Genomic DNA, 23,349 nt, shown 5'->3' with positions numbered 1-23,349 from the left:
AAGGGCAAGCGTTGCAAGATAAATGAAGGCTTTGGTTTTTTAAATATAGCTTCCCTTTTTGTTCATTTAGGTTTTTAATGTTTATATAGGTTCGAATTAGGTTTCTTTTGGTTCTTTTTTTATTCTGCATTATGTTGGGAAGCGGCTTTACCATCGGATTGGGAAAGGAGAACACATGAACGATTATAAAGAGAGAATGAACCGGATTGTTCGGAACGTTGCGGAACAAGCATGGAGGCAGCCTTTGCTATCCAGTGGGCTGTGGTTTCACAGAGATGTTCGTGATAACTTCTATTACGCTTCTTATCTGTTTGCAGCTTCGGTAGACTTCGAGCATGATCCGCAGTTCAACCGGCAGGAAGGTAAACGGTTGGCGGAGGAGGTTCTGGATCGTGTGCTGCGGCTGCAGAACCGGGATGCGAAGAATCCCATGCACGGGCACTGGCCACTGAACCTAGGGACGAAGCCGGAAGAGGCGAGTCCGCATGCGCTGCCGGTGGAATTGATGGGAAGTTTGATGGTTTTTTTCCATCGTAAGTTTGAAAGTGAGATGAGCGAGGGCTTGGCCGCGGAGTTTGAAGCTACGCTGGAACACATCTACCAAGGAGGTTTTTTTCGCAAGCCCCTTACCGTGTGCAATCATCATGAGGCTAAATATACGGCAGCCAAGTTAATATTCGGCCAGCGCTTCCGCGATAAGGAACTCCTGGAGGACGGAAAACAAAGTCTTCGGGATACCCTGAGTCTGCTCCGCCGGGAAGGTATGGCTGAGTACGGGTGCCTGCCGTGGTTCTGGCATTGGACACAGGCGTTCACCTGCGCACTGGAATTGGCGGAGGAACCGGAATTGAAGCAGGAGCTGTATGAACTGTTAGATGAGCTGTGGAGCCTGCGCACGTCCTATTATTTGAAAGGGGCGTGGGTAGGAGCCCACTCCAGGGGATGGCCGCATGATGCGCCGAGGGATGCCAATGTACTTCACGATTATGTCCAGTTCGGTGATTTCAGCCTCCCGGAGGAGATGCCGCGCACGGAGTATGCCGGATTTCTGTTCCATAAAGCCCCGGAAGCTAAACGGCGTCTTGCCCTAAACCGCAGAGAACCGACGGAAGTGCGCAAGCTTTTGTTGAAATCGGTTGACGGCGAGATGAGGCAGCTGCACTCCTATGCTTATGTGACAGAACATTATGCGGCGGGCGGATTGTGGGAGCGGGTTCGTGAGTTCGACAACGAGCAGCTGCGCTGGATGTTCAGCCTCCCAATTCGCGACGGCGGCAAGGCAAATCAGCTGTATTTTTTTCACCCGGGAGAGGGATATGATCCTTCTGGTGGCGATTCCCGCCACCAAAGCGAGTGGATGGAGGTGCTGTATCACAAAAATGTGGTGCTGACTCTGTATCCGCTGCCGGAACCAGCGGGCGCCGGTGGTGCGGAAGTTGTCGGCGTTCTACCGGAAGGGGAATGGTTGTATGAGGCAGAAGCTTTGTACGGTAAAGTGGATGATGTCTATTTTGCCGTACATTTGAGCCCCGGGATTACTTATGACATTAGGGAACAGTCCGGATATCATCTGGTCGTTTGCCATGGCGCCGGAATGGCTCTCACCGTAGAAGCGGTGTCCGTTCCGGAAGCGGAGAACAGGGGGATCGGACAGCTGGCGGCGTTCGCACGACGAATGTCTGAGCACAGACCGGAATTCAAGACAGATGGTGGGCTTGAGGTTGCGTATACAGGATGGACAACGGAAGATCGACTCATTCTGAAGCATATGACTTCAGGTAGCTCGGCGAGAACGATAAACGGAGCGGAGTGTACGTTTGAATCGTACTCTGTGTAGTTACCGAATAGAAAAGAGGAGTAAAGATGAAGAAACTGCAGCTGATTCAAAAAATCACGGAAGAAGGCGTGGTCGCGGTCCTGCGCGGCGAAACGCCGGAGCAGGTTGTGGAGATGGCCGAACAGGCGATTGCCGGCGGTATCAAAGTGATTGAGGTGACGATGACCGTACCGTTTGCGCTCCGGGCTATTGAAACGTTGTCGCGCAAATATTCATGGAACGCCGAAGATCCATCCTCCTATGCCATCATTGGGGTAGGTACAGTGCTTGATCCGGAAACCGCGAGTGCGGCGATATTGAGCGGTGCCCAGTTTGTTGTTGGGCCGTGCCTGAGCAGAGACACCATGATGTTGTGCAATCGTTATCGGATTCCGGTTATGCCGGGGGTCATGACGATCAAGGAAATCCAGGAAGCACTGGAATTGGGGGCGGACATTGTCAAGCTGTTCCCTGGCAACCTGTATGATCCGTCGATGATCAAGGCGATCAAGGGCCCGCTGCCGCAGGCGAATATTATGCCGACCGGTGGTGTCTCGCTCGATAACCTTGGCGAATGGATCAAAGCGGGGGCGATCGCCGTCGGTATTGGCTCGGATCTGACAAACGAAGCTTTGAAGCGTCAGGACTACAGCTTGATTGCCCAAAAAGCGGCCGAATACAAGCGAGCCTATCTGCAAGCTAAAGGGATGACGCATTAATAATATTTTAAAATGGTAGAAAATTTTGATCAGATAACGCCTGTTGCGGACTCCCTGAGTCTTCCATAGGCGTTATTTGTTTTTTTGAAAGTTCATTCTGAGTATAGAATGAATTTCAGCAATTCGTACAAAAGTATATTATATCCAACTGCGGGAACAGTAGAGGAAAAGATACATGAGGGTAATTGAATTCCTTGTAAGGCAAAGCTGACCTTGAGGGCAAACGAGGAGTCGTTAACATGATGAAGAACACAACGCGCGATCATGTTTCACAAGAAAAATTGCCTGTTTCCATAACGCAATTTATCGAAAATATGAAGAGTCGATTCGGACTGAGCGGGGATATCATCTATCGAGAGATGAATGTGGGCTCCATACCTGCAGTGATGGTCTATATTGAGGGCATGGGAGATCCCCGACTATTAATCGAAGCCATTCATAAGGATTTGCCGCTATTTATTGAATTTCCAAATCAGTCTCCGGAAGAACGCATGAACATGCTCAAAGAACTCACGATCACAATGGGGAAAGTGGGGGAAGCCAACACCTTTCAAGAAGTTGAAGGGAAATTGTTATCCGGGAATACAATCATCTTCATGGATGGAACATCAACCTCACTGTACGTTGGTACTGAAGCGCTGAAGCAGCGCGGAGTTGAGGAAGCCAGCTCACAATCCGTGGTAAGAGGGCCGAGGGAAGGTTTCACTGAATCCCTCCGAGAGAATACGGCCTTAGTCCGGCGGAGAATTCAAAGCCCTAAGCTGCGCATTGAAGAAAGAACTGTAGGCGAGCACACCAATACGCAAGTGGCCGTGATGTACATGGACGGGTTATGTGATATCGATGTACTTGATGAGCTGCGCAGAAGACTGGATGCAATCAAGCTGGATAGCGTTCTTGAGAGCAATTATATCGAGGAAATGATTCAGGATCATCGGTACAGCCCTTTTCCGACGGTATATAATTCAGAGCGGCCTGATGTTATTGCTTCTGCTGTACTGGAAGGGCGAATTGCTATTTTTGTGGAAGGAACGCCCTTTGTGCTGGTGGTTCCGGCGTTGTTCGTTCAACTGTTTCAATCGAGTGAGGACTATTACCAGCGATGGGATTTTGCCAGCCTGGTTCGGCTTCTTCGATATTTTTGCTTCGGAATAGCGCTTCTTACCCCCTCATTATATATTGCGATTACCACGTTCCATCAGGAAATGCTGCCCACCAACTTGTTGACAAGCTTAATTGGCCAGCGGGAAGGGGTGCCCTTCCCCGCATTTATCGAAGCGCTGATCATGGAGATTACGTTCGAGATTCTGCGTGAGGCGGGCATTCGATTGCCTAAATCGATCGGCCAATCCGTCTCCATCGTAGGCACGCTGGTCATTGGGCAGGCCGCCGTTGAAGCGGGTCTCGTATCGGCGGCGATGGTGATCGTTGTGTCCATGACGGCGATTGCGAATTTTGCCCTGCCGGCTTTCAACATTGGAATCTCGGTGCGGATATTACGGTTCGGGCTGATGGGAATCGCTGCGTCATTTGGGTTGTTCGGGATGATTATCGGCATGATCATGATCGGCCTTCACCTCTGCAGCCTGCAGTCCATGGGGGTTCCATATATGTCTTCATTTGCACCCATACGATGGCGGAGCCAGAAGGACGCTCTGCTGCGAGTGTCGCGTCACAGCATGAAGAAATACTTGACCAAATCCAAGACATGAGCCGACTATAACTCATAACGCGGATTCTCTATTTTAAACAGATGGGACTGGTTATGTATGCTGGAAAGAAAAATACTTTCAGTCCTGCTCATATTAAGTCTGGCCGTAACAACTGGATGCTGGAGCAGAAAAGAATTAAATGAGCTTGCCGTCGTCATGGCACTTGGAATCGATACGCATGAGAATGGGTACGCCATTTCTGCTCAAGTGCTCAATTCCGCTGAGGCTAGGACCAAAAAAGGCGGGTCGATGGGAAGTGCCTCGGTCGTAACCTACAAGTCAGTCGGCAAGACCATCCCCGACGCCCTTCAGCGGATGTTAAGCTTGGCACCCCGCATGCCGTATCTGTCCCACGTCCGGGTGCTGGTATTTGGGGAAGATTTGGCCCGGTTAGGGGTCAGCGATGTGCTCGATTATATCTCTCGGAATCATCAGCTTCGAACGGATTTCTTCATGCTCATTGCCAAGAACGGAAAAGCCTCGGACATCCTTGAGGTCGTTACGCCATTCGAGTATGTTCCGGCCAATTCGCTTTATTCCTCGATTCTGATATCGGAGAAAAAATGGGCAGCGACGGGGAAAGTCACATTACAGCAGTTTGTGACGGAGTTAAAGCGCAGCGGCTCAGACCCTGTATTATCCGGGGTCCAATTAAACGGCAGTTTAGCCGAAGGACAGTCCATGGAGAATGTGAAGGAAATCAGTCCTTCAACGCTGCTTCAACATACGGGACTAGGCGTGTTTAAAGGGGACCGTTTGGTGGGATGGCTGGGGGAATCGCCCAGCAAGGCCGTCAATTATGTCCTCAATAGAGTGGACACTACATCGGGCTTTATTTCATGTCCGGATAGCGGCATTGTCGGGTTCGCCGTGAACAGGGTAAACACATCGCTTGATGTTACGCTCAATTCGGAGGGGATCCCTGAATTTTCAGCCGAGTTGGAAATCGAAGCGGACGTCAATTCCGTTCAATGTCCGATTGATATTACTCAACCCGCTGTCATCGATGAAATAGAGAAAAGTATCGAGGATAAATATAATGCCAATATCCTGAAGCACATCAAGGGAGTCCAGCAGCAATACGGGGCCGATATTTTTGCATTCGGCGAGGTCCTGCACCGAAAATATCCGGATGTATGGAAAAAATACAGGGACCATTGGGGAGAAAGCTTTAAAACGATGAGTATCCACGTTAATGCCGATGTCGCGATTCGGCGGATCGGATCCATTATACAACCCTTAAAGCAGAAGGTGGTTGAGCCGTGAATTGGCATTGGCTATTCATATTGTTTCTGATCTTCGTGTTTGTTATGGAAACCCGGCATCTTCTGAAGCTGCGCTCTCTCAGGGACATGGTCGTATTCTATGCGGTATGGGGAGTAACATTGCTGGCCTTGATAGGGGATATGATGGAGGTGCCTTATCTAAGGCCGCTGGATTGGATCAGCACCTGGATGCAACCGCTGAACAGGTTGATCTCATAATGAAGAAGGGGATGGTAACACGTGATCAAATACAAGGATATCGCAGCCCGGCAATTTTTTATACTGACCTTCGGGTTGACCATCGGAACCTCGATCCTGGTTACCCCCTCCGGTTTAGCTCATACCGCCCGGGAAGATGCGTGGATGGCCTCCCTCTTCAGTTTGTTCATTAACCTCCTTATGGTTGTGCTGTATATTGCCATTGCGCGTGTCTATCCGGGCCAAACGATCTTTGAGATCCATGAGAAAGTTCTGGGGAAACTGCTGGGAAAGCTCCTCTCGATAATCTACCTTTTTTATTTTTTGATTCTTACGGGTACTTTGCTCGGCAACTTGGGTTTTTTCCTGAGCAGCGAAATCATTCCGGAGACGCCGATCGAAGCCATTCAAATCTTGTTCTTGATCGCAGCCGTCATGTGCGCCAGGATGGGCATTATTATCTTAGCCCGGGTCGGTGAATTGATGTTTCCATGGATTGTATTTCTGTTTATGGTCCTTGTTCTCTCGCTCATTCCCCAGATCCATTGGAACTATATCAAGCCGATGCTTGAGGATGGTTGGATCCCTGTTGCCAAGGCCGGATTCCATGCTTCCATGTTTCAGGAACTGATTGTGCTGATGGTGTTCCTGCCTCTGGTTAAGGGGAAGAAAAAAGGGGAGAGAGCATTGATGGGGGGAGCCGTTGCAGGCGGGTTCGTGCTCAGCATGACTGTCCTGCTCAGTGTCCTGATTCTGGGAATTGAACAGACGGAGAATAGCACGTTTCCGGCATTTGCACTCGCGAAGACGATTAACCTGGGGAACTTCTTTCAACGTGTTGAAGGCATCTTGATTACGCTTTGGATTCTGACTTTTTTTATCAAGATCTCTCTATTGTATCTTTCCATTCTTCAAGGAATAAAGACCGTGTTCCGACTGAAGGAACAAAATCCGTTAATCTATCCGTTGTCCGTGCTGTTTGTCATCGTGGCGTGGAATACATACATCAACACCGTCTATGTTGGTGATATCATTCAGAATGTGTGGTCAAGCTATGCGCTTCTCCACTTGTTGGTGATTCCCATGGGTCTCTATCTGATCGGGTTAACCAGAACGAAAATTCTCAAATTGAAGTGAAATTCAGGATGTGTTTGAACAAGCCCGATAGCGTGGGCTTTTTTTTTGTGCCGGCTGCATCGAATCACAATTGTAATATTTTTTCGTGAAAAAGCTTGAAAGTGACGTAACGTCATCTTATATACTGAAGGTATCAGAGAAAAGAAAATTATGAAAGCAGGTGATGAAGTCGATTCCCATTCAAGAATTGTCCAAACAGACGGGGATTACGGTAAGAACGCTGCGGTATTATGACCAGATTGGCCTGCTGATTCCTGCCGCCAAAACACCGGGCAAACATCGTATATATAGTGATGATGAATTAAAGAAGCTGCAGCAAATACAGTTTCTTAAAAGGCTGGGCTTCAGTTTGCAAGAAATATCGGATATGATTTCAAACCCGGAATGGAACTGGTCCACCAGTTTGATGAATCAGTTGGACTTCGTTATGAGCGAACAAAAAAAGCTGGACCAGATGGAATCGGCGCTGCGAGCTGTGCTTCATAGCATCGCGGTGGAAGGTGAGACAAGCTGGGATGTCATTCAGAAATTAATTCACCTCTCCGGAAGAGACCCATCGTTAAAACACTCGTTCCAGCAACAAATGTTTGAGAAGCGTGAAGTAGAGTTGTTAAGTCTACTCCCTAATATGAACAGCACGGATCCAGACTCTCTCGAGTGGATTGCTCTGTTGGGGCAGCTCAAACGGCGGATGCAGGACGGACCCGACTCACCGGATGTGCAACGAATTGTGCGGCGGATGGATGAGAAACGATTGGAGGTTTTTGAAGATGAAGACCCCTTCGTAGATAAGCTGTGGGAGATTCGTAAATCTCCGGCGCAGTCCGAGCAGATGGGGTTATATCCCATCGAGGATGAACTTCTTCAATTCATGGAACAGGCGTTTGAAATTTATGTATTACACAAGGACAAAGAACAAATTGGAGAGGGGGCGACATCTTGATGCTGGAACTGCTGCTCTCCATTGGAGCCTTATCACTCTTGGACACGCTGAGTCCAGCTACGCTTGGCGTAACGGTGTATTTGCTTTTGACCGAACGGGATCGGCTAATCGCGCGTTTATTCATTTATTTATTCACAGTGGCGGGTTTCTACTTCCTGGTAGGCGCTGCGCTTATGCTGGGCTTGGATGCTGTTCTGCAATCCGTAACCGGCATCTTTCAGAATCGAGCGGTCAGCTGGGTCATGGCCGTGGTAGGCGGAATCCTGTTTGTCGCCAGCTTTTTTATCCCTACGAAAAAAACGTCCGAGCCGCCCCGTCCAAGATCCAAAAGCTTCGGGGCTATGATCGGGCTTGGGTTCACGACTGCCCTGCTGGAGGTAGCAACAGCCCTTCCATATTTTGCGGCAATCGGGCTGATGATAAAGGCGCAGTTAACTACGGTTCAATGGATGCCCATCCTGGCTGCCTACAATATCGTGATGGTACTGCCTCCACTTCTATTGCTTGGCTTACATCTCGCGTTTGGCCGCATGATGCAGCGTCCGCTAGAGAAGCTGCGTCTGAGAATCGCCAAGAGCTCCGGATCGATTCTGTCATGGGTGTTGTGCATTGCCGGACTGATCCTGGTGCTGAACAGCATTGACAACTTGTAAAGATATCCGATTTTGAATTGAAAACTCGCTCGCTGAGAGGGGGCCGAGAATCGTTGGCAACCTCTCCCGAAATCGGGAAAACTAGCCGATTAAGAGTCAGCTTGGAGCGATTTATGAACAGCTTCAATGGCGTGTATGAAGGTTGTATCAAACAGTGGAACTTTGGAATCCTCGGGTTTTATTAATAATCCGATCTCCGTACAGCCTAGAATAATTCCTTCAGCTCCATCTTGAATTAGCCGTTCAATGACTTCTTTATAATAAGCTTTTGAATCCGATTGGATGCTGCCGAGACATAATTCCTCATAAATCACTTTATTGACGATCTCCCGATCTTGTTTATTGGGGATGAGCACTTTGATATGATTAGATTCTAATCTTTGCTTGTAAAAATGCTGCTCCATGGTATATTTGGTTCCAAGCAAGCCTACCGTGCTTATCCCATGTTCCCGGATTTGATTAGCCGTGGCATCGGCAATGTGCAGCACAGGGATGCTTATTTTTTCTTCTATATCCTCTAGTACCATGTGCATCGTATTGGAACATATCAATAGAAAATCGGCACCGCCTTTTTCTAAAGAAAGTGCAGCCTCACCCAATGTTTCACCGGCTTTTTTCCAATTTCCCTCGGATTGATAGCGTTCAATCTCTGCGAAGTTCACGCTGTACATAAGGCATTTGGCCGAGTGGAGGCCACCCCATTGGCTTCTCACCTGCTCATTTATGATTCTGTAGTATTCAATGGAGGATTCCCAGCTCATTCCTCCGATAAGTCCAATCGTCTTCATAGATAATCTCCTTTACAATCCTAAGTAATCTCATTATAGAGTATTATGAAAAAACCGTGTTCATATAGCGGTTTTTTTATTGGCTTGAAACAAGATTACATATACACCTGTCTAGCTATAGCCATAGGCTATAACTAGATATAGCTTATATGAGTTACACTATATCGATCAATACATGATATCTTTCTTGTAACAATTTGTATAGGAGTGTTACATAAATGGCAAAAAGCAGTGTACTGGGATATCCGCGTATTGGTGCTGATCGTGAGTGGAAAAAAGCCCTGGAAGCATTCTGGGCAGGCAAGCTTGATGAATCGGAGTTTCACCGGCAGCTGCAGGAGATTCGATTGAATCATCTACGGAAGCAGCAGGAAAGCGGGATCGATCTTATTGCGGTGAATGATTTTAGTTATTACGATCATGTTCTGGATACGGCGACGATGTTTGGTATCGTACCGAAGCGCTTCTCTTATGAGGGCGGCGTTGTGCCATTGTCTGTATATTATGGTATTGCACGCGGAACGAAGGATGCTACAGCAAGTGAAATGACCAAGTGGTTTAACACCAATTATCATTATATCGTACCTGAATTGGATGGGGCTACTCCGGTTCTGACGGAGAACAGACCGCTGGCAGCCTATCGGGAGGCTAAGGAGAAGCTCGGCATTGAAGGCAAGCCGGTTATTGTCGGTCCGCTAACCTTCCTGAAATTGTCCAAAGGGTACCAGCCGTCGGAGACGGATGCCTGGCTGGAAAAATTGCTGCCGCTCTACGTGCAGATTCTCCAGGAGCTTGCTCAAGAAGGCGTTCAATGGGTCCAGATTGATGAGCCGATCCTCGTCACGAAATTAAGCGATGCCGATATTAAGCGGTTAACCCGCATTTATGAAACGTTTGCGGCTTCGACACCAGGACTGAACATCATGCTGCAAACCTATTTTGAATCCGTAGAAAACTATCAGGACATCATCCAGCTTCCCGTTAGCGGTATCGGGCTTGACTTGGTGCATGGATACGAAGGCAATGTGCAAGCCATTAAACAATCAGGGTTTCCTGCGAATAAGGTGCTTGGCGCCGGGATGATTGACGGACGCGGCATCTGGAAGGCGTCGCTTCGCGAGAAGCTGTCGCAATTGGAAGAGCTGACGAAATACGTAGCCGTTGAACGGTTGATCGTTCAAACTTCGTGCAGTTTGCTGCATGTTCCGGTGACGGTGAGCAGCGAAACGAAGCTGCAGCCTGAACTAAAAGGTGCGCTCGCCTTTGCAGACGAGAAGCTGAGTGAGCTGGTTCTTTTGACGAAAGCAATCTCCACAGGTACATCCCGGATTGCGAAGGAGCTGGAAGAATGCGATGCTGCCCTTCAGGCGCTTAAACAATCCGAAGAGCGCAATCGACATGACATTCAGCAGGCAGTTGCCGAGATTAGTGTGCAGAATCCGGTTCGCAGTCTGCCGTTCGCGGAGCGTCATGCCGCTCAACAGAATAAGTGGCAGCTGCCGATTTTTCCGACCACGACGATCGGCAGTTTCCCTCAGTCAGCCGAGGTGCGCAAGGCACGCCAGGCGTGGCGCAAGGGAGAATGGAATCATGAGCAGTACGAGCGCTTCATTCAGGAGCAAATCGATATTTGGATCAAGCTGCAGGAAGAGATCGGCCTGGATGTGCTTGTGCATGGAGAGTTCGAAAGAACGGATATGGTTGAATTTTTCGGTGAGAAGCTTGGTGGCTTTGCCTTCACACAATTCGGATGGGTTCAGTCCTACGGCTCACGCTGCGTGAAACCGCCTGTAATATTCGGGGATGTCGCATTCGAGAAACCGATGACGGTGGAGGAAACGAAATATGCACAGTCGAAGACTAACCGCCCCGTGAAAGGGATGCTAACCGGCCCGATTACAATCATGAACTGGTCGTTCGTCCGCGAAGACATCTCGCGGGAACAGATTGCCTATCAATTGGCTTATGCCCTAAGACAGGAAGTAGAGGCGCTGGAGCAGGCGGGCATCGGGATGATTCAGGTGGATGAGCCTGCGGTTCGCGAAGGGTTGCCGCTCAAGGAGGAAGATCAAGCGGAGTATCTCGCTTGGGCGGTTAAAGCCTTCCGCATGACCACATGCACGGTGCAGCCGACCACGCAAATTCATACTCATATGTGTTATTGCGAGTTCCATGACATGATCGATTCGATTGAGGCGATGGATGCCGATGTCATCTCGATTGAAACCTCGCGCAGTCATGGCGAGCTGATTCATAGCTTCGAAGTCAATACGTACAGATTAGGGATTGGACTCGGCGTGTATGATATCCACAGTCCACGGGTACCTCGAGTGGAAGAGATGACAAGCATGATTGAGCGTGCACTGCGGGTCCTGGATCCGAAGCTGTTCTGGATCAACCCGGACTGCGGTCTCAAAACACGCGGTAAGGAAGAAACGGTCGCATCCCTTCGCAATATGGTTCAAGCCACGGAGATCGCTCGTTCGTCCTATTCGCTGAACGTGTAACCGTAAAGCTGATTTGTTGTTAGGGTGGGCAGAGATATGAATCGCTAAGATAGTATAGAAGCAAGCTGCATTGGCAGCCTGCTTCTTTTTTTGCTAACCAAGCCGATATCTATCATGAAGCGTATAGTAGGTATGGAATCCGACTATCTGAAAGTTTGGCTCTAAATAAGTGACGTCTATATGTCTATGGAAGTCTCCTGACATTTGCATAGAGTAAGTTGGACACAAGTTGTTGACATCTTGGTAAAATCGTTATCACATTCGGCGATTATATTCTTCTTATGGAATCGTATCTAGCACGATCACCTAAGAAGGAGGAACCATGATCTATCACAAGAAACGAAAGAAATTTACCAGAGTCTACTCTATTCTATTCATTGCAATCCTATTTATTGTCGGCTTCAAAATGGCATGGCACGTCGGTTCATCAACGGTGGAGTTGGTGCCGGCATCATCTGCTAGACTTGCAGAGAACTATAAGACGCTTCCAGCTGTTCCTAATCCAAATAAAACGTATCGGATCGTAATCGACCCCGGTCATGGGGGGAAAGATCCGGGAGCTACCGGAGTAAGCGGTGCTTATGAGAAAGCGTTCAATCTATCCCTTGCCGGGCGGGTTGTTGACCTCCTTGAGGAGGACCCTTTGTTTGAACCTATCTTGACACGTTCGGATGATCAATTCGTTGAATTGGATGAACGGGCAGCCAAGGCGAATGATTGGAATGCGGATGCGATGATTTCCATTCATGGCAATACCTATACGGACCCCATGACATCGGGTACGGAAACCTTATACCGACACGAGGACAGCATCCCATTGGCCCAAAGCCTTCAGCAGCACGTAGTGGAGGGAATTGGCCTTCGTGATCGCGGGATCAAGGAAGAACAATTAAAAGTGCTATCTACGCCAAGAATGCCCGCAGTGCTTATCGAAGTTGGATATCTCACCAATGCGGAGGATGAGCGTTTCCTGCTGAGCAATGAAGGTCAAGAACTTGCCGCGCAAGCTATTGTTGATGGGCTTAGGGACTATTTTGCGGGAGCGGAGGAACTTTCCCTAGAGCAAGCACAGAATGATTCAGATAAAGAGAGATCACCAAACACTTCTCTTAACGGAAACCAGTCTATGGAGAAAAAGGTGTATTTTAATGGCTCGGCCAAGGACGGTAAACAGGTTGCACTTACATTCGATGATGGGCCCGATGCCATGGTTACGCCCAAAATCCTTGATATCCTGAAGGAAAACGATATTAAAGCGACCTTTTTCATTTTGGGAAACCGGGCGGAGGCCCACCCTGAGACTGTGCGGCGAATTAAAGAGGAAGGTCATGCCATAGGAAATCATTCCTGGTCACATCCCAACTTTACAGAAATATCGATGGAAGAAGCGCTGAATCAGGTAAAGAATACGCAGGATGAGCTGAACGACATTATCGGATTTCGTCCATCCTTGTTTAGGCCGCCTTATGGCGCATTGGATGAGGACAAACAGGAAGCTATACAAAATATGGATTTAGCGATCGTGAACTGGTCCGTGGACACGATGGATTGGTCAGGTCTGCCCGCGCAGGAGATCATGGGAATCATCCACAAGCAGTTGAAGCCTGGAGGCATCATTCTTCAGCATACCGCAAACGGCAAGAACCATCTTTCGAACACGCTGGAGGCACTCCAACTGTTAATACCGGATTTGAAAGACCAAGGATACTCATTCGTCACGGTCCCGGATCTGCTGCATTTACCTGAATCACAGTCTTCGTAAGCATGTAACGGATCAGGCTTATCATTTACAAACGGTATATGCTAAAATCGATTCATCAAATAGGTCTATGGAATAAGAATGGAGACTTCATGAAAAAAACAAAAATTCTCATTATCGAAGATGAGGGGCCAATCGCAGATTTACTTGCCTACGGCCTCAACATGGAGGGTTTCGAAACCCGCATTGCAGCCAGTGGAGCTGCGGGTTTAAAGGAGCTGGGGTCGTTTCATCCGGATCTGCTCCTTCTGGATTGGATGCTGCCGGACCAAAGCGGACTCGATATTTGCAAAAAAGTAACCGCGAACTTCAACATCCCCATATTCATGATTACGGCTAAATCCGATATTACGGATAAAGTGCTCGGGCTTGAATTTGGTGCCGATGACTATATCACGAAACCCTTCGACCTGCGGGAGGTTGTTGCCCGGATTCGTACGATCCTCCGGCGACTGGATCAAGCGAACCATGGGGATAGGGAAGGGGCACAAGAGACTGTGATCCGATTTAAAAGCATTGAGATCGTAATGGAGGAGCGGCTGGTCAAGAAAGACGGCAGCTTGGTTGATCTCACGCCTAAGGAATTTGACCTGCTCATGACCTTGTATGGCCACCGAGGGAAAATTTATACGCGCTCAGAGCTGTTGGATTTGGTCTGGGGTTATGATTTCATCGGGGATACACGGACGGTGGATACGCATATTCAAAGGCTCCGCAAAAAGCTGGATGCCAGTGATCTGATCACAACCGTATTCGGCATCGGGTACAAATTTGAGAAACAGGCGGAATAAGTGATGATCCGGACCATCAGAGCCAAGTTTATTGTTGGTTTTTTTCTGATCTTCTGTCTCTCGTTCCTCGTACTCAATCAGACCGTGAAGGAGATCATTCGGACAAGCAATCAGGAGATCGTAACGTCGGATCTAGTCGGACTAAAAAACAACAGTAACGTATATGTAAGGCAAGCATTTCTTATTAACCATTTCACGAACAATACGCTTTATTTCGGACAGATGGCCGAGGAAATGGTGAATGATTTGAATCATGCGACATCAAGCCATGTTAGTGCTTACACCGTAGATGGCAAGTTATTGTTCTCATCGGACCAGAGAGAGTTCTCCGGACAGTCGGACGAGGATCTCCGGCAAGCGATCGAGGGTAAAACGGCTTATACCATCACGTATGGACGGAACAGCGGCACCGTTCTATACTCATACCCGGTTATCATCGATGGAGTGAAGGTGGGCATCTTGAGGTTTACCAAAGATTTCACCCTGCTCTATGAACAAAGCGGGCGCATCATGGACATCATTTTCTACATCGCGCTCGCCATATTTGGAGCGGCGTTTCTATTCTCCTATATGCTGTCCCGGCATATCACCATTCCATTAGTGAAGCTGACCCGGGCTTCCACGGAAGTGAAGAACGGGAATCTCGATGTTCGAATCCCGTTCCGGCGAAGAGATGAAATTGGCGAGCTGGCTCTGAATTTCAATGACATGATTGACCGAATCGGAAGCCAGATTTCCACGATTGAGGGTGATCGGGATCGCCTTCAGGAACTTAACGATCAGGAAAAGCGTTTTTTCGACAATGTCACCCATGAGCTTAAGACGCCGCTGACGTCCATTCTTGGTTATGCCGAGATTATTCGGGAGAAAGGGGATGACGACCGGGAGTTCTTCCATAAGGGCATGAATCACATCGTTGAAGAGAGCCGGCGGCTGCATAACATGGTGCTAAGGTTGCTGGAAGTATCCCGCAGAGCTTCGGACGACCATGAATTCGAAAAGGTGGATGCGGGTCAAATTTTGCAAGACGTTAGCGATTCCATGTCCTTCCGTGCCAAGCGTTATAAGAAGCGCATTGTCTGCCAGGCGGATGAACATTTGTATGTAAACGGACAACCGGACAGGCTGCGCCAGCTGTTCATCAACCTGCTGGACAATGCGATCAAATACAGCTCTCCCCAATCGGAGATTTCTGCTAAAGCCGAACTGAACGCCGGACTCGTTCGCTTTGTTTTCCACAATCCGGGTGAACCGATCCTACCTGACCAGCTTGAGCACCTGTTTCAGCCGTTCTATTCGGCGGGCCATAAGTTCATGGAAGAAGGCAGTGTCGGTCTGGGTCTCAGTATCGCCAAATCGATCGTCGACGACCATGGAGGGACCATCCGCCTAGTCAGCCGGGACGGGCAGATCATGGTATACGTGGAATTACCTTACTTCAGGGAGGAGAGATCATGATGATACGGAAACGATTTGCAGGTTTGTCCGTGTTGCTTGCAATCATCATCCTCTTGTCCGGATGTGAGGGAGGGCTGCTGTCGGAGACCATCGTTATTCCGAGCTCGGAAGAGGAGCATTCGGCCGATCCGGCCAGCAAGCCATTCCAAGTGAAAACCATATATCGCCTTCCGGTTTCGGACACGAAGGACGCTCAATTGCTTGGTTGGGAGGATTCAAAATCCGTTCTCGGTCTTTTTCAGGCCCCCGACTCAAAGATGCGCTTGGCGCAATATCTGCAGCGGCTCTCACCGCCGTATGAAAAATTCGAGACGCTGCAAGGCGTGGACGTTGATCATTGGAATTTTGAACTGTCGCCAAACGGCAAATATATCACCGGTATTAAGAAGACAAATGACGGCAATGTACTGAAGTTGATATCGCTTTCTGATGGACGGGAAACCATCATGGCCACCATAAAGCCCCGTCATGATCTGCTCTTGACAGAGCTCACCTGGTCGGATAACAGCAGATATATCTCTTATCTCGTCACAGACGTCACTACAGATGTAGCTACAGGCCCCGTCAGTGGACAAACCGATGTGGGTGCCGCCACTAACCCCGTTGTTAAAATGGCCGTGTATGACACAACCGCCCGGCAAGTCAAGGTCTATCCGCTGAAAGGCCTCCGAAACACAGGCATCTTCTCCGAGGTGAAAATGTCGGACGATGGACAAAGCGCACTGATTGTGGTGCAGAATGAACGGACCATTAGTATCAGCATGGGGACGATAAACGGAAGCAGCTTTCATATCGAATACGAGCATCAGGCGGGCGGTGATCAGATGGCATGGCTTAATAAAGATCAGTTTGTTTTCCTTGGAACGGAAGGCGAGATCTATGAGTACGATCGACGAAACATGGCTCTCTCTGTCATGCTGGAGAGGGTCCTTAGCTTTCAATTATCGCAAGACAGGAAGTATATTGCTTATTCCCAGAAAGACAACGATACAATCTCAATTTTTGCAGGAAAGCTTCAAGGAAACAACGTCCTGTACAAAGAATCGGTCTATCAGGGCGTCTTCCCGTCGGTAATGTATTGGAGTCCGCATAATGACAGTCTTCTGGTAAATGGACGAAAAATATATTCCACTTCAAGACAACAAACGAATCCGGAGCCAAGTGTCGTCTCGAATAATCAACCGTTTATTATTAAGTTTCAATAGCTAACCTAACCCTTCAAAGTGGAGCTATGCTTCGATGCTTATTCCAAATCCTTTGTCGGGACCCCAAAACATATATATTTTTTAATCATAGTATCCTTATTTGCGGCAGACCGAACGAAATAACGTTCGGTCTGCCGTCTTTTTTTCGAGACAATTTGTTTACAAGTAGGTGAAGTTTCGGAGACATCTTTGCTTTATATTTGGAAAAGTCAGCGAAGAAAGTTTCAATTCTTTTTACAAGGATCGTCTTCACGGATGACAAGGGGGCTTCCCGGAGAGTTGAAGGCTATTCCATGAACGAATGGCTGGCCACGCTGCTTAAGGAAGTTAACGGTAAAGAAAGGTGAGTCATTGATGAAGAAAATAGGCTGGATATGGATTTGTCTAATCCTCTGTCTCTCCGCATGCAGTGGAGCTCAGGGAAATAAAGGCGAAATGGCAATGAAAGGAGCGACAGCGGCGCAAGACGGAAATACGAAAGAAAGTGTGGATTCAAAAGGACATGTGAAGCTCGTGTTCTCGACTTTTTATCTGAGCAATCACATGCAGACGGCTGTGAAGAAGTATGAGAAACTGCATCCCAACATCGAGATTGAGCTGCAGGCTACACCCTCTGAGGGGAAGGATCTCGACGAGCTATCTGCAAATATTGAAAAATTCGTTACCTCCTCGAACACATCCATCTTGGCCGGCAAAGGTCCCGATCTGATTGAGCTTGATATGCTCCCGGCAGATAAATATGTAAGCCGTCATCTGCTTGTCAATCTAAGCGACATGTTGGAGATGGATTCATCGCTTCAGACGAAAGATTATTTCACTAACATCTTGGACAACTCGAAGATTGACGGGGGACTTTACGGGATGCCGCTTTATTTCTCCCTTGCCGGTTTGATTGGCGATGAGGATGCCCTCGGAAAGAGCGGAGTCAAGATCGATGACAGCAGTTGGACATGGAGCGATTTTACGGATATTGCCAAGCAATTGACACAGAAAGGCGAGTACAAGAATGTGCTCATTAGCGAACCGCATTATATGCTGAGTGAGATGGTCGCTGAAAACTACCGCCAGCTCGTCACAGAAGGAAACGGGAAAGCCAATTTCGATTCGGTGCGCTTTGCCGGGTTAATGCAGCAGATCAAAACGATGTTCGATAATGGCTTGCTTTACGACATGGTTACAGATGGCGGTGGCAGAGGCAGCGAAACTGCCAGGAATGCGAAAGCTTATTTCAACGAAGAAACCATCAGTTCCCTCCGAGGGTATCTGTTGAACAATTTCGCCGAGCATACCAAGCTGTATGCCAAACCGCATCCGCAAGATGTGGGGGCTGGAGGTTATTTTAAAAACTCTGGAATGATCGGGATTAACGCAAGCTCGCCTCATAAGAAAGAAGCCTGGGACTTTATCAAATTTCTCATAGAGGATGAGGCACAGTCTTATACCGATGTGTATGATCAAAGCCCTGGTTTTCCAATTAACAGAATTGCCTACGAAAAACAGCTGAAGCAGCTAAAAGACGAAGGAACGATTCATGAGGCTGATCTTCCCGCGGTCAAGGTTGACAATGCATCGCTGGACCAACTGGACGCCTATATTACGGGAGCCGTTCATTCCACCGAGAAACAGTCCAAGATTGATGAGATCATTTCCAATGAATCAAAGTCTTTCTTCAGCGGACAGAAATCAGCGGACATTGTCGCGAAACAAGTTCAGAACAAGATCAATCTATATCTCAACGAATGAAACGATGAGGAGAATCGTCATATGAAGAAAATCGGGTTAGGATTATTGGTTAGCTGTTTTATAGCCTTCTCTTTAACCGCTTGCGGTAGTGGAAGCCCAACAGGGGCAGCATCATCAGCGGGAACCAGCGGCGGCAATGAAGCGTCCGCAGGTACAAACGACGGTGGTTCGGTGCAGAACAAAACTCAGAATGATGAATCAGCCTTCGGTGGCAAAAAGACCATCGTCTTTTCGATGTTTTTCCCAGATGAACTGTTTCAGGAAGCAAAGAAGAATTACGAACAGCTTCATCCGAATATCGAAATCAAGCTGCAGTCGGGTTATACCGACGATTCGCACATAGAGGCGGATGAGGAGAAGTTCGTCAAGAATACGAATACGGCGATGCTGGCAGGCAAAGGCCCCGATCTGCTCCAATCTGGTGAATATGTGAATATTCTGCCTACTGATAACTACGTTAAACATCATCTGCTGGTTGATCTCGGTGAATGGATGGACAAGGATTCCACCTTCCGAAAGGAAGATTATTTCGGTAATATCCTGGACAATTCTCGAACCGGCAAAGGACTTTACAGCATGCCGCTCGCATTCTTTCTGGAAGGCTTTGCCGGAGATGCAGATGCCATCGCGCAAACCGGGATTCAGATTAACGACAAAACCTGGTCCTGGAACGATTTTATAAATACCGCAAATCAGCTGGCGGCGGCTTCCAAGGTATACCCATCAGCGCTGGTATCTGGTGGACCCGAAAACCTGCTGGCAGACATTGCACTTGACAATTATTCCTTATTTGTGGATACGGAGAGCCGCAAGGCCAATTTCGAATCGGCCTCCTTTACCGGTCTGATGAACCAGGTGAAGTCCATGTACGACAATCATATCGTGACCACGGATCCTCGGAGCAAGGCTTATTTCAGAACCATCCATATCAACTCTCCTTGGGACTATCTCGTATCTCTAAGGGAATACGGCGAGAATATGAATTATTACATGAAGCCTCATGCCCAGGAAACGACAGCCGGCGGTTATTTCCGGCCTTACAAGAGCATTTCCATGAATGCGAACTCCAAAGTGAAGGAGGAAGCGTGGGATTTCATAAAATTCATGATGTCCGGAGAAATCGAAACGCCTTCCACGAAGGCAGGATTTCCGATCAACAAGAAATCATTTGCCAATCAGATCAAGCAATTAAAGGAAGAAGGTACGGTTAAAGCCTATGAGGAAGGCCCGCTGCAAGGAATGGCGATCAAAGTCGATCAGGCCAAGCTGGACCAACTGGAGAGTTTGGTGGGTGGAGCCACTCATCAGGTCGAGTACAAGTCCGCCAAAGTGAATGACATCATCGTAAATGAGTCCAAAGCCTTCTTTACCGGACAGAAATCCGCAGATGATGTCGCGAAGCTCATCCAGAATAAAGTAACGACCTATCTGAATGAATAGAAGAATGGATTAGAATTTCCAAACGGAGAGGAAGGCTCGATCATGAGACGAGTATTTACGCTATTCATATGCTGTCTGTTCGTCTTCGCTACCGGATGCAGCGGCACGGAAAACAGGGAGACGGCGAAATCAGCTGCTGAAGGGAATTCGGCGGGAGCGGACAATCAGGTGGACGGATTGAATAAGACGGACCCGAACGAAACGGCAACGTCGGATGGAAAGCCCAAGACCATAACGGTCTCGATGTATTATTACAACGCATATTACGAGCAAGCGAAACGGGAGTATGAGGCGGAGCACCCGAATATTACGATCGATCTACAATACGCGGCGAAGGAGGACAGCGATCTGACCGGACAAATGCTTGAGAAATTCAGGAAAACGACCAGCACCGAGTTATTAACCGGCAAAGGTCCCGATCTGATAGAGATGGATTGGCTGCCCACGGACAAGTTCATCGGCCGGAAGCTGCTAGTGAACCTGAGCACCATGATGGAGCAGGATTCATCATTCAAGAAAGAGCAGTATTTCCAGAATATTCTGGATCATGTCAACCAGGGCAACGGCATCTATGCCATTCCTCTTCATTTCAACTTGCATGCACTGATCGGGGACAAGGAAGCAATAGAGCGATCGAATGTGTCGTTCAATGATACAACGTGGAATTGGAACCAGTTCAGCAATGTATTGAAGCAGCTCGTCCAGAAAGGCGATTATGAGTACGGCTATGTAAACAAGGCGCAAATTAGTTTTATCGATGATATGGTCCGTGGCAACTACTCCCGGCTTGTGGATCATGAGAATAGGAAGGCTAACTTTGATAACGGTCTATTTGTCCAATTGCTGGAGCAGACCAAGGCGATGGAGGAGCAAAGGATCGCTTCATTCGATTTCCGTAACTTTAAGAAAAGTTATTTCATCCCCGTGAATATTTACTCACCCGGTAGCTACGTTTCAAACTTGAAGCACTCCAACTACGACAAGGCCGCCTATTACCTAGAGTCGAAAGGAGATGGACAACAGCCGGGCGGTTTCTTTAGCACATACCACAACTTAGCGGTTAACGCGAACTCTCGCGTTAAAGCGGAAGCCTGGGATTTTCTCGAATTTTTGATGTCCGGAGATGCGGAACTTTCGAATGAGCAGTACTTCCCATTAAGTAAAGCCGCATATGAAAAGCAAGTAGGTCGTGTGTTGAAGGACGGGGTTACCGTGGAAACCGGAGAAAATCAGAAGGAGACGATCCAGGTGAAGGAAACCGATCTTCAAGATCTGGATGCATTCATTGCAGAAGCAGTTAATATGAAATCCGATATACCAGGAGAAATCGATAAAATCGTGTTCGACGAGGCTCCTGCCTTCTTCAGCGGACAGAAATCCGCAGATGATGTCGCCAAGCTCATCCAGAATAAAGTAACGACCTATCTGAATGAATAGAAGAAGTTTAAGGAGATGGATGCGCAAAGACGGGATGAAGGCTTTATGGTTCTTGGCTCCCAGCCTGATCGGCTTTGCTTGCTTTTATATCATCCCGTTCATAATGGGCATTTACGAATCGTTCACGGACGGTTCATTGGAGGGCACATTAGTTGGCTTCGATAACTACAATGAAGTGCTAAGCAGCGGCTCCTTCCACAAGGCATCGGTAAATATGCTGATTTTTACCGGCATTGGCGTTCCGCTGGTCATCGCGTTGTCGCTCATTCTGGCATTACTGCTGAATCGGCCCTTGTTTATGCGCAATTGGCTTCGAACCTCCTTTATTATGCCGCTTGTCGTACCCGTCGCATCCGTTGTGATGATCTGGCAGATCCTCTTCGATTGGAACGGAACCTTAAATGCATGGCTGCACCATTTCCATAAAGAGAGGATCGACTGGATGCAATCGGATTGGTCGATGAGCGTGGTCATCCTCATGTATTTGTGGAAAAACATCGGTTACAACATGATTTTATTTCTGGCCGGACTTCAATCCATTCCGAAGGATTATTACGAGACGGCACGTGTTGAGGGCGCGGGGCGGATCCGTCAGCTGTTTCACATCACGCTAATCTATTTGACGCCTACATTATTCTTTGTCGTGCTGATCTCCATCATCAATTCTTTCAAGGTCTTTCGGGAGACGTATCTGCTTGCAGGCGATTATCCGTATGACCGGATCTATATGATGCAGCACTATATGAACAACATGTTCTCCTCGCTTGATATTCAGAAGCTGACGGCTGCAGCCACGCTGATGGTCGGCTTCATCGTCATTCTGGTGACGGGACTATTGAGCGTTGAGCGCCGATTTCGGGATAACTTGGAGTGACCAAAGGGAGGCTCATCATGAAAAATATACGGTGGATTCCAAAGCTGGTACTGACGCTGCTGCTCGGATTGTTAGCCGTTGTCATGCTGGTACCGATTCTGCTTACCTTTACGAACTCCCTGATGACGGAGCAAGAGATTGGGCGGAATTACGACCTTCTGGGGCAGATGGTCGACGTTGCAAAGGGTGGCAAGGACGCGTTCGTCAATCTGAAGATTATTCCTGATTGGCTATCCTTTGGACAGTATGCCGAGGTACTGGTTCTGACCACAAAATTTCTAAGGATGTTCTGGAATTCCGTCGCCTTGGTCGTGCCGATTGTTGCCGGACAGGCAGTCGTCGCCTCGCTTGCGGCTTATGCCTTTGCCAAACTTCGCTTCATTGGAAGGGACAAGCTGTTCATGCTTTATTTAATGACCATGCTCATGCCGTTTCAGGTAACGCTTGTTCCGAACTATATCGTTATAGACAAGTTTGGACTTATGAACCATCCCGCCGCCATTATTTTACCTGGCATCTTTGGAGCCTTTGGCGTCTTTATGATGCGACAATTCATGGCCCATATTCCCGGAGCATATTCCGAAGCGGCCATGATGGACGGTGGAGGAGCATGGGTCATCTTCTGGCGTATTATCCTGCCGCTGGCGAAGCCGGGTCTGGCCGCGCTGACGGTTCTATTGTTCGTCGACTATTGGAACATGATCGAGCAGCCGCTCATATTTTTGGAAGATTCCTATAAACAGCCGCTATCTCTATATCTTGCGCAGATAAACAAAGACGCACTGGGAATCGGTTTTGCCGCATCGGCATTGTATATGGCACCTATGATTCTGCTATTCCTGTATGCCGAGTCTTATTTTATTGAAGGCGTTCAATTGTCGGGCATAAAAGGTTAGTTTCAGTA

Annotated in this window: 19 protein-coding genes; 18 read left to right on the top strand and 1 reads right to left on the bottom strand. The window is 48.2% G+C overall.

All coding sequences use genetic code 11. From position 1 onward, the window contains the following. The first annotated feature begins 175 nt into the window (after window positions 1-175). The 8 genes from ABEW73_RS19770 (at window position 176) to ABEW73_RS19735 (ending at window position 8,443) form a co-directional block, all read left to right on the top strand. Window positions 176-1,837 carry a hypothetical protein gene (locus ABEW73_RS19770; RefSeq protein ID WP_430166261.1) on the top strand — a complete coding sequence of 554 codons (1,662 nt, stop codon included), beginning with the start codon at window positions 176-178 and terminating at the stop codon, window positions 1,835-1,837. Between the two features lie 26 nt (window positions 1,838-1,863). After that, window positions 1,864-2,535, top strand: coding sequence for a bifunctional 2-keto-4-hydroxyglutarate aldolase/2-keto-3-deoxy-6-phosphogluconate aldolase (locus ABEW73_RS19765; RefSeq protein WP_430166259.1), 672 nt, complete (start codon window positions 1,864-1,866; stop codon window positions 2,533-2,535). Window positions 2,536-2,777: 242 nt separating this feature from the next. After that, window positions 2,778-4,247: a spore germination protein gene (locus ABEW73_RS19760; RefSeq protein ID WP_430166287.1), complete on the top strand. Its 1,470-nt coding sequence runs from the start codon at window positions 2,778-2,780 to the stop codon at window positions 4,245-4,247. Between the two features lie 57 nt (window positions 4,248-4,304). Continuing rightward, window positions 4,305-5,513: a Ger(x)C family spore germination protein gene (locus tag ABEW73_RS19755; protein ID WP_430166257.1), complete on the top strand. Its 1,209-nt coding sequence runs from the start codon at window positions 4,305-4,307 to the stop codon at window positions 5,511-5,513. Further along, entirely contained in the window at window positions 5,510-5,731 is a 222-nt protein-coding gene (locus ABEW73_RS19750; RefSeq protein ID WP_430166256.1) for a hypothetical protein, read from the top strand. Before ABEW73_RS19755 ends, ABEW73_RS19750 begins: the two co-directional genes overlap by 4 nt. A gap of 21 nt (window positions 5,732-5,752) precedes the next feature. Then, a complete protein-coding gene (locus ABEW73_RS19745; RefSeq protein WP_430166254.1) occupies window positions 5,753-6,847 on the top strand; it encodes a GerAB/ArcD/ProY family transporter in 1,095 nt (364 codons plus the stop codon). Between the two features lie 163 nt (window positions 6,848-7,010). After that, window positions 7,011-7,790: a MerR family transcriptional regulator gene (locus tag ABEW73_RS19740; RefSeq protein WP_430166252.1), complete on the top strand. Its 780-nt coding sequence runs from the start codon at window positions 7,011-7,013 to the stop codon at window positions 7,788-7,790. Then, on the top strand, window positions 7,787-8,443 hold the full coding sequence (locus ABEW73_RS19735) for a GAP family protein (RefSeq protein WP_430166250.1): 657 nt from the start codon (window positions 7,787-7,789) through the stop codon (window positions 8,441-8,443). Before ABEW73_RS19740 ends, ABEW73_RS19735 begins: the two co-directional genes overlap by 4 nt. 89 nt (window positions 8,444-8,532) lie before the next feature. Here ABEW73_RS19735 and ABEW73_RS19730 read toward each other — a convergent pair whose 3' ends face one another. Next, entirely contained in the window at window positions 8,533-9,231 is a 699-nt protein-coding gene (locus ABEW73_RS19730; protein WP_430166248.1) for an aspartate/glutamate racemase family protein, read from the bottom strand. 218 nt (window positions 9,232-9,449) lie between these two features. Here ABEW73_RS19730 and metE point away from each other — a divergent pair, with 218 nt between their 5' ends. The 10 genes from metE (at window position 9,450) to ABEW73_RS19680 (ending at window position 23,341) form a co-directional block, all read left to right on the top strand. Beyond that, window positions 9,450-11,738: a 5-methyltetrahydropteroyltriglutamate--homocysteine S-methyltransferase gene (gene metE, locus ABEW73_RS19725; protein ID WP_430166247.1), complete on the top strand. Its 2,289-nt coding sequence runs from the start codon at window positions 9,450-9,452 to the stop codon at window positions 11,736-11,738. A gap of 322 nt (window positions 11,739-12,060) precedes the next feature. Beyond that, window positions 12,061-13,500 (top strand): N-acetylmuramoyl-L-alanine amidase, encoded by a 1,440-nt coding sequence (locus ABEW73_RS19720; protein ID WP_430166246.1) that lies wholly within the window; start codon window positions 12,061-12,063, stop codon window positions 13,498-13,500. 89 nt (window positions 13,501-13,589) lie between these two features. Continuing rightward, window positions 13,590-14,288: a winged helix-turn-helix domain-containing protein gene (locus ABEW73_RS19715; RefSeq protein ID WP_430166244.1), complete on the top strand. Its 699-nt coding sequence runs from the start codon at window positions 13,590-13,592 to the stop codon at window positions 14,286-14,288. A 3-nt stretch (window positions 14,289-14,291) separates the two neighbouring features. Then, window positions 14,292-15,746 (top strand): ATP-binding protein, encoded by a 1,455-nt coding sequence (locus ABEW73_RS19710; RefSeq protein WP_430166243.1) that lies wholly within the window; start codon window positions 14,292-14,294, stop codon window positions 15,744-15,746. Next, on the top strand, window positions 15,743-16,951 hold the full coding sequence (locus ABEW73_RS19705; RefSeq protein ID WP_430166241.1) for a hypothetical protein: 1,209 nt from the start codon (window positions 15,743-15,745) through the stop codon (window positions 16,949-16,951). Before ABEW73_RS19710 ends, ABEW73_RS19705 begins: the two co-directional genes overlap by 4 nt. A gap of 441 nt (window positions 16,952-17,392) precedes the next feature. Beyond that, entirely contained in the window at window positions 17,393-18,694 is a 1,302-nt protein-coding gene (locus ABEW73_RS19700; RefSeq protein ID WP_430166239.1) for an ABC transporter substrate-binding protein, read from the top strand. Window positions 18,695-18,715: 21 nt separating this feature from the next. Continuing rightward, window positions 18,716-20,134 carry an ABC transporter substrate-binding protein gene (locus ABEW73_RS19695; RefSeq protein WP_430166237.1) on the top strand — a complete coding sequence of 473 codons (1,419 nt, stop codon included), beginning with the start codon at window positions 18,716-18,718 and terminating at the stop codon, window positions 20,132-20,134. Window positions 20,135-20,176: 42 nt separating this feature from the next. Continuing rightward, window positions 20,177-21,571, top strand: coding sequence for an ABC transporter substrate-binding protein (locus tag ABEW73_RS19690; RefSeq protein WP_430166236.1), 1,395 nt, complete (start codon window positions 20,177-20,179; stop codon window positions 21,569-21,571). Further along, window positions 21,564-22,445 (top strand): carbohydrate ABC transporter permease, encoded by an 882-nt coding sequence (locus ABEW73_RS19685; RefSeq protein WP_430166234.1) that lies wholly within the window; start codon window positions 21,564-21,566, stop codon window positions 22,443-22,445. The genes ABEW73_RS19690 and ABEW73_RS19685 overlap by 8 nt, the downstream gene beginning before the upstream one ends. Before the next feature lie 17 nt (window positions 22,446-22,462). Next, window positions 22,463-23,341 carry a carbohydrate ABC transporter permease gene (locus tag ABEW73_RS19680; protein ID WP_430166233.1) on the top strand — a complete coding sequence of 293 codons (879 nt, stop codon included), beginning with the start codon at window positions 22,463-22,465 and terminating at the stop codon, window positions 23,339-23,341. Window positions 23,342-23,349 lie beyond the last annotated feature (8 nt).

The organism is Paenibacillus lautus (assembly GCF_050482385.1).
Lineage (GTDB): Bacteria > Bacillota > Bacilli > Paenibacillales > Paenibacillaceae > Paenibacillus_AQ > Paenibacillus_AQ lautus_B.
Note: the sequence above shows the minus strand (reverse complement) of the source record. Positions and strands in the feature narration are given on the sequence as shown.

Excerpts from the sequence above, each read along its gene's own strand:
- ABEW73_RS19770 (WP_430166261.1), top strand. The coding sequence starts at position 176 with ATGAACGATTATAAAGAGAGAATGAACCGGATTGTTCGGAACGTTGCG.
- ABEW73_RS19765 (WP_430166259.1), top strand. The coding sequence starts at position 1,864 with ATGAAGAAACTGCAGCTGATTCAAAAAATCACGGAAGAAGGCGTGGTC.
- ABEW73_RS19760 (WP_430166287.1), top strand. The coding sequence starts at position 2,778 with ATGAAGAACACAACGCGCGATCATGTTTCACAAGAAAAATTGCCTGTT.
- ABEW73_RS19755 (WP_430166257.1), top strand. The coding sequence starts at position 4,305 with ATGCTGGAAAGAAAAATACTTTCAGTCCTGCTCATATTAAGTCTGGCC.
- ABEW73_RS19740 (WP_430166252.1), top strand. The coding sequence starts at position 7,011 with ATGAAGTCGATTCCCATTCAAGAATTGTCCAAACAGACGGGGATTACG.
- ABEW73_RS19730 (WP_430166248.1), bottom strand. The coding sequence starts at position 9,231 with ATGAAGACGATTGGACTTATCGGAGGAATGAGCTGGGAATCCTCCATT.
- metE (WP_430166247.1), top strand. The coding sequence starts at position 9,450 with ATGGCAAAAAGCAGTGTACTGGGATATCCGCGTATTGGTGCTGATCGT.
- ABEW73_RS19720 (WP_430166246.1), top strand. The coding sequence starts at position 12,061 with ATGATCTATCACAAGAAACGAAAGAAATTTACCAGAGTCTACTCTATT.
- ABEW73_RS19715 (WP_430166244.1), top strand. The coding sequence starts at position 13,590 with ATGAAAAAAACAAAAATTCTCATTATCGAAGATGAGGGGCCAATCGCA.
- ABEW73_RS19710 (WP_430166243.1), top strand. The coding sequence starts at position 14,292 with ATGATCCGGACCATCAGAGCCAAGTTTATTGTTGGTTTTTTTCTGATC.
- ABEW73_RS19705 (WP_430166241.1), top strand. The coding sequence starts at position 15,743 with ATGATGATACGGAAACGATTTGCAGGTTTGTCCGTGTTGCTTGCAATC.
- ABEW73_RS19700 (WP_430166239.1), top strand. The coding sequence starts at position 17,393 with ATGAAAGGAGCGACAGCGGCGCAAGACGGAAATACGAAAGAAAGTGTG.
- ABEW73_RS19695 (WP_430166237.1), top strand. The coding sequence starts at position 18,716 with ATGAAGAAAATCGGGTTAGGATTATTGGTTAGCTGTTTTATAGCCTTC.
- ABEW73_RS19690 (WP_430166236.1), top strand. The coding sequence starts at position 20,177 with ATGAGACGAGTATTTACGCTATTCATATGCTGTCTGTTCGTCTTCGCT.
- ABEW73_RS19685 (WP_430166234.1), top strand. The coding sequence starts at position 21,564 with ATGAATAGAAGAAGTTTAAGGAGATGGATGCGCAAAGACGGGATGAAG.
- ABEW73_RS19680 (WP_430166233.1), top strand. The coding sequence starts at position 22,463 with ATGAAAAATATACGGTGGATTCCAAAGCTGGTACTGACGCTGCTGCTC.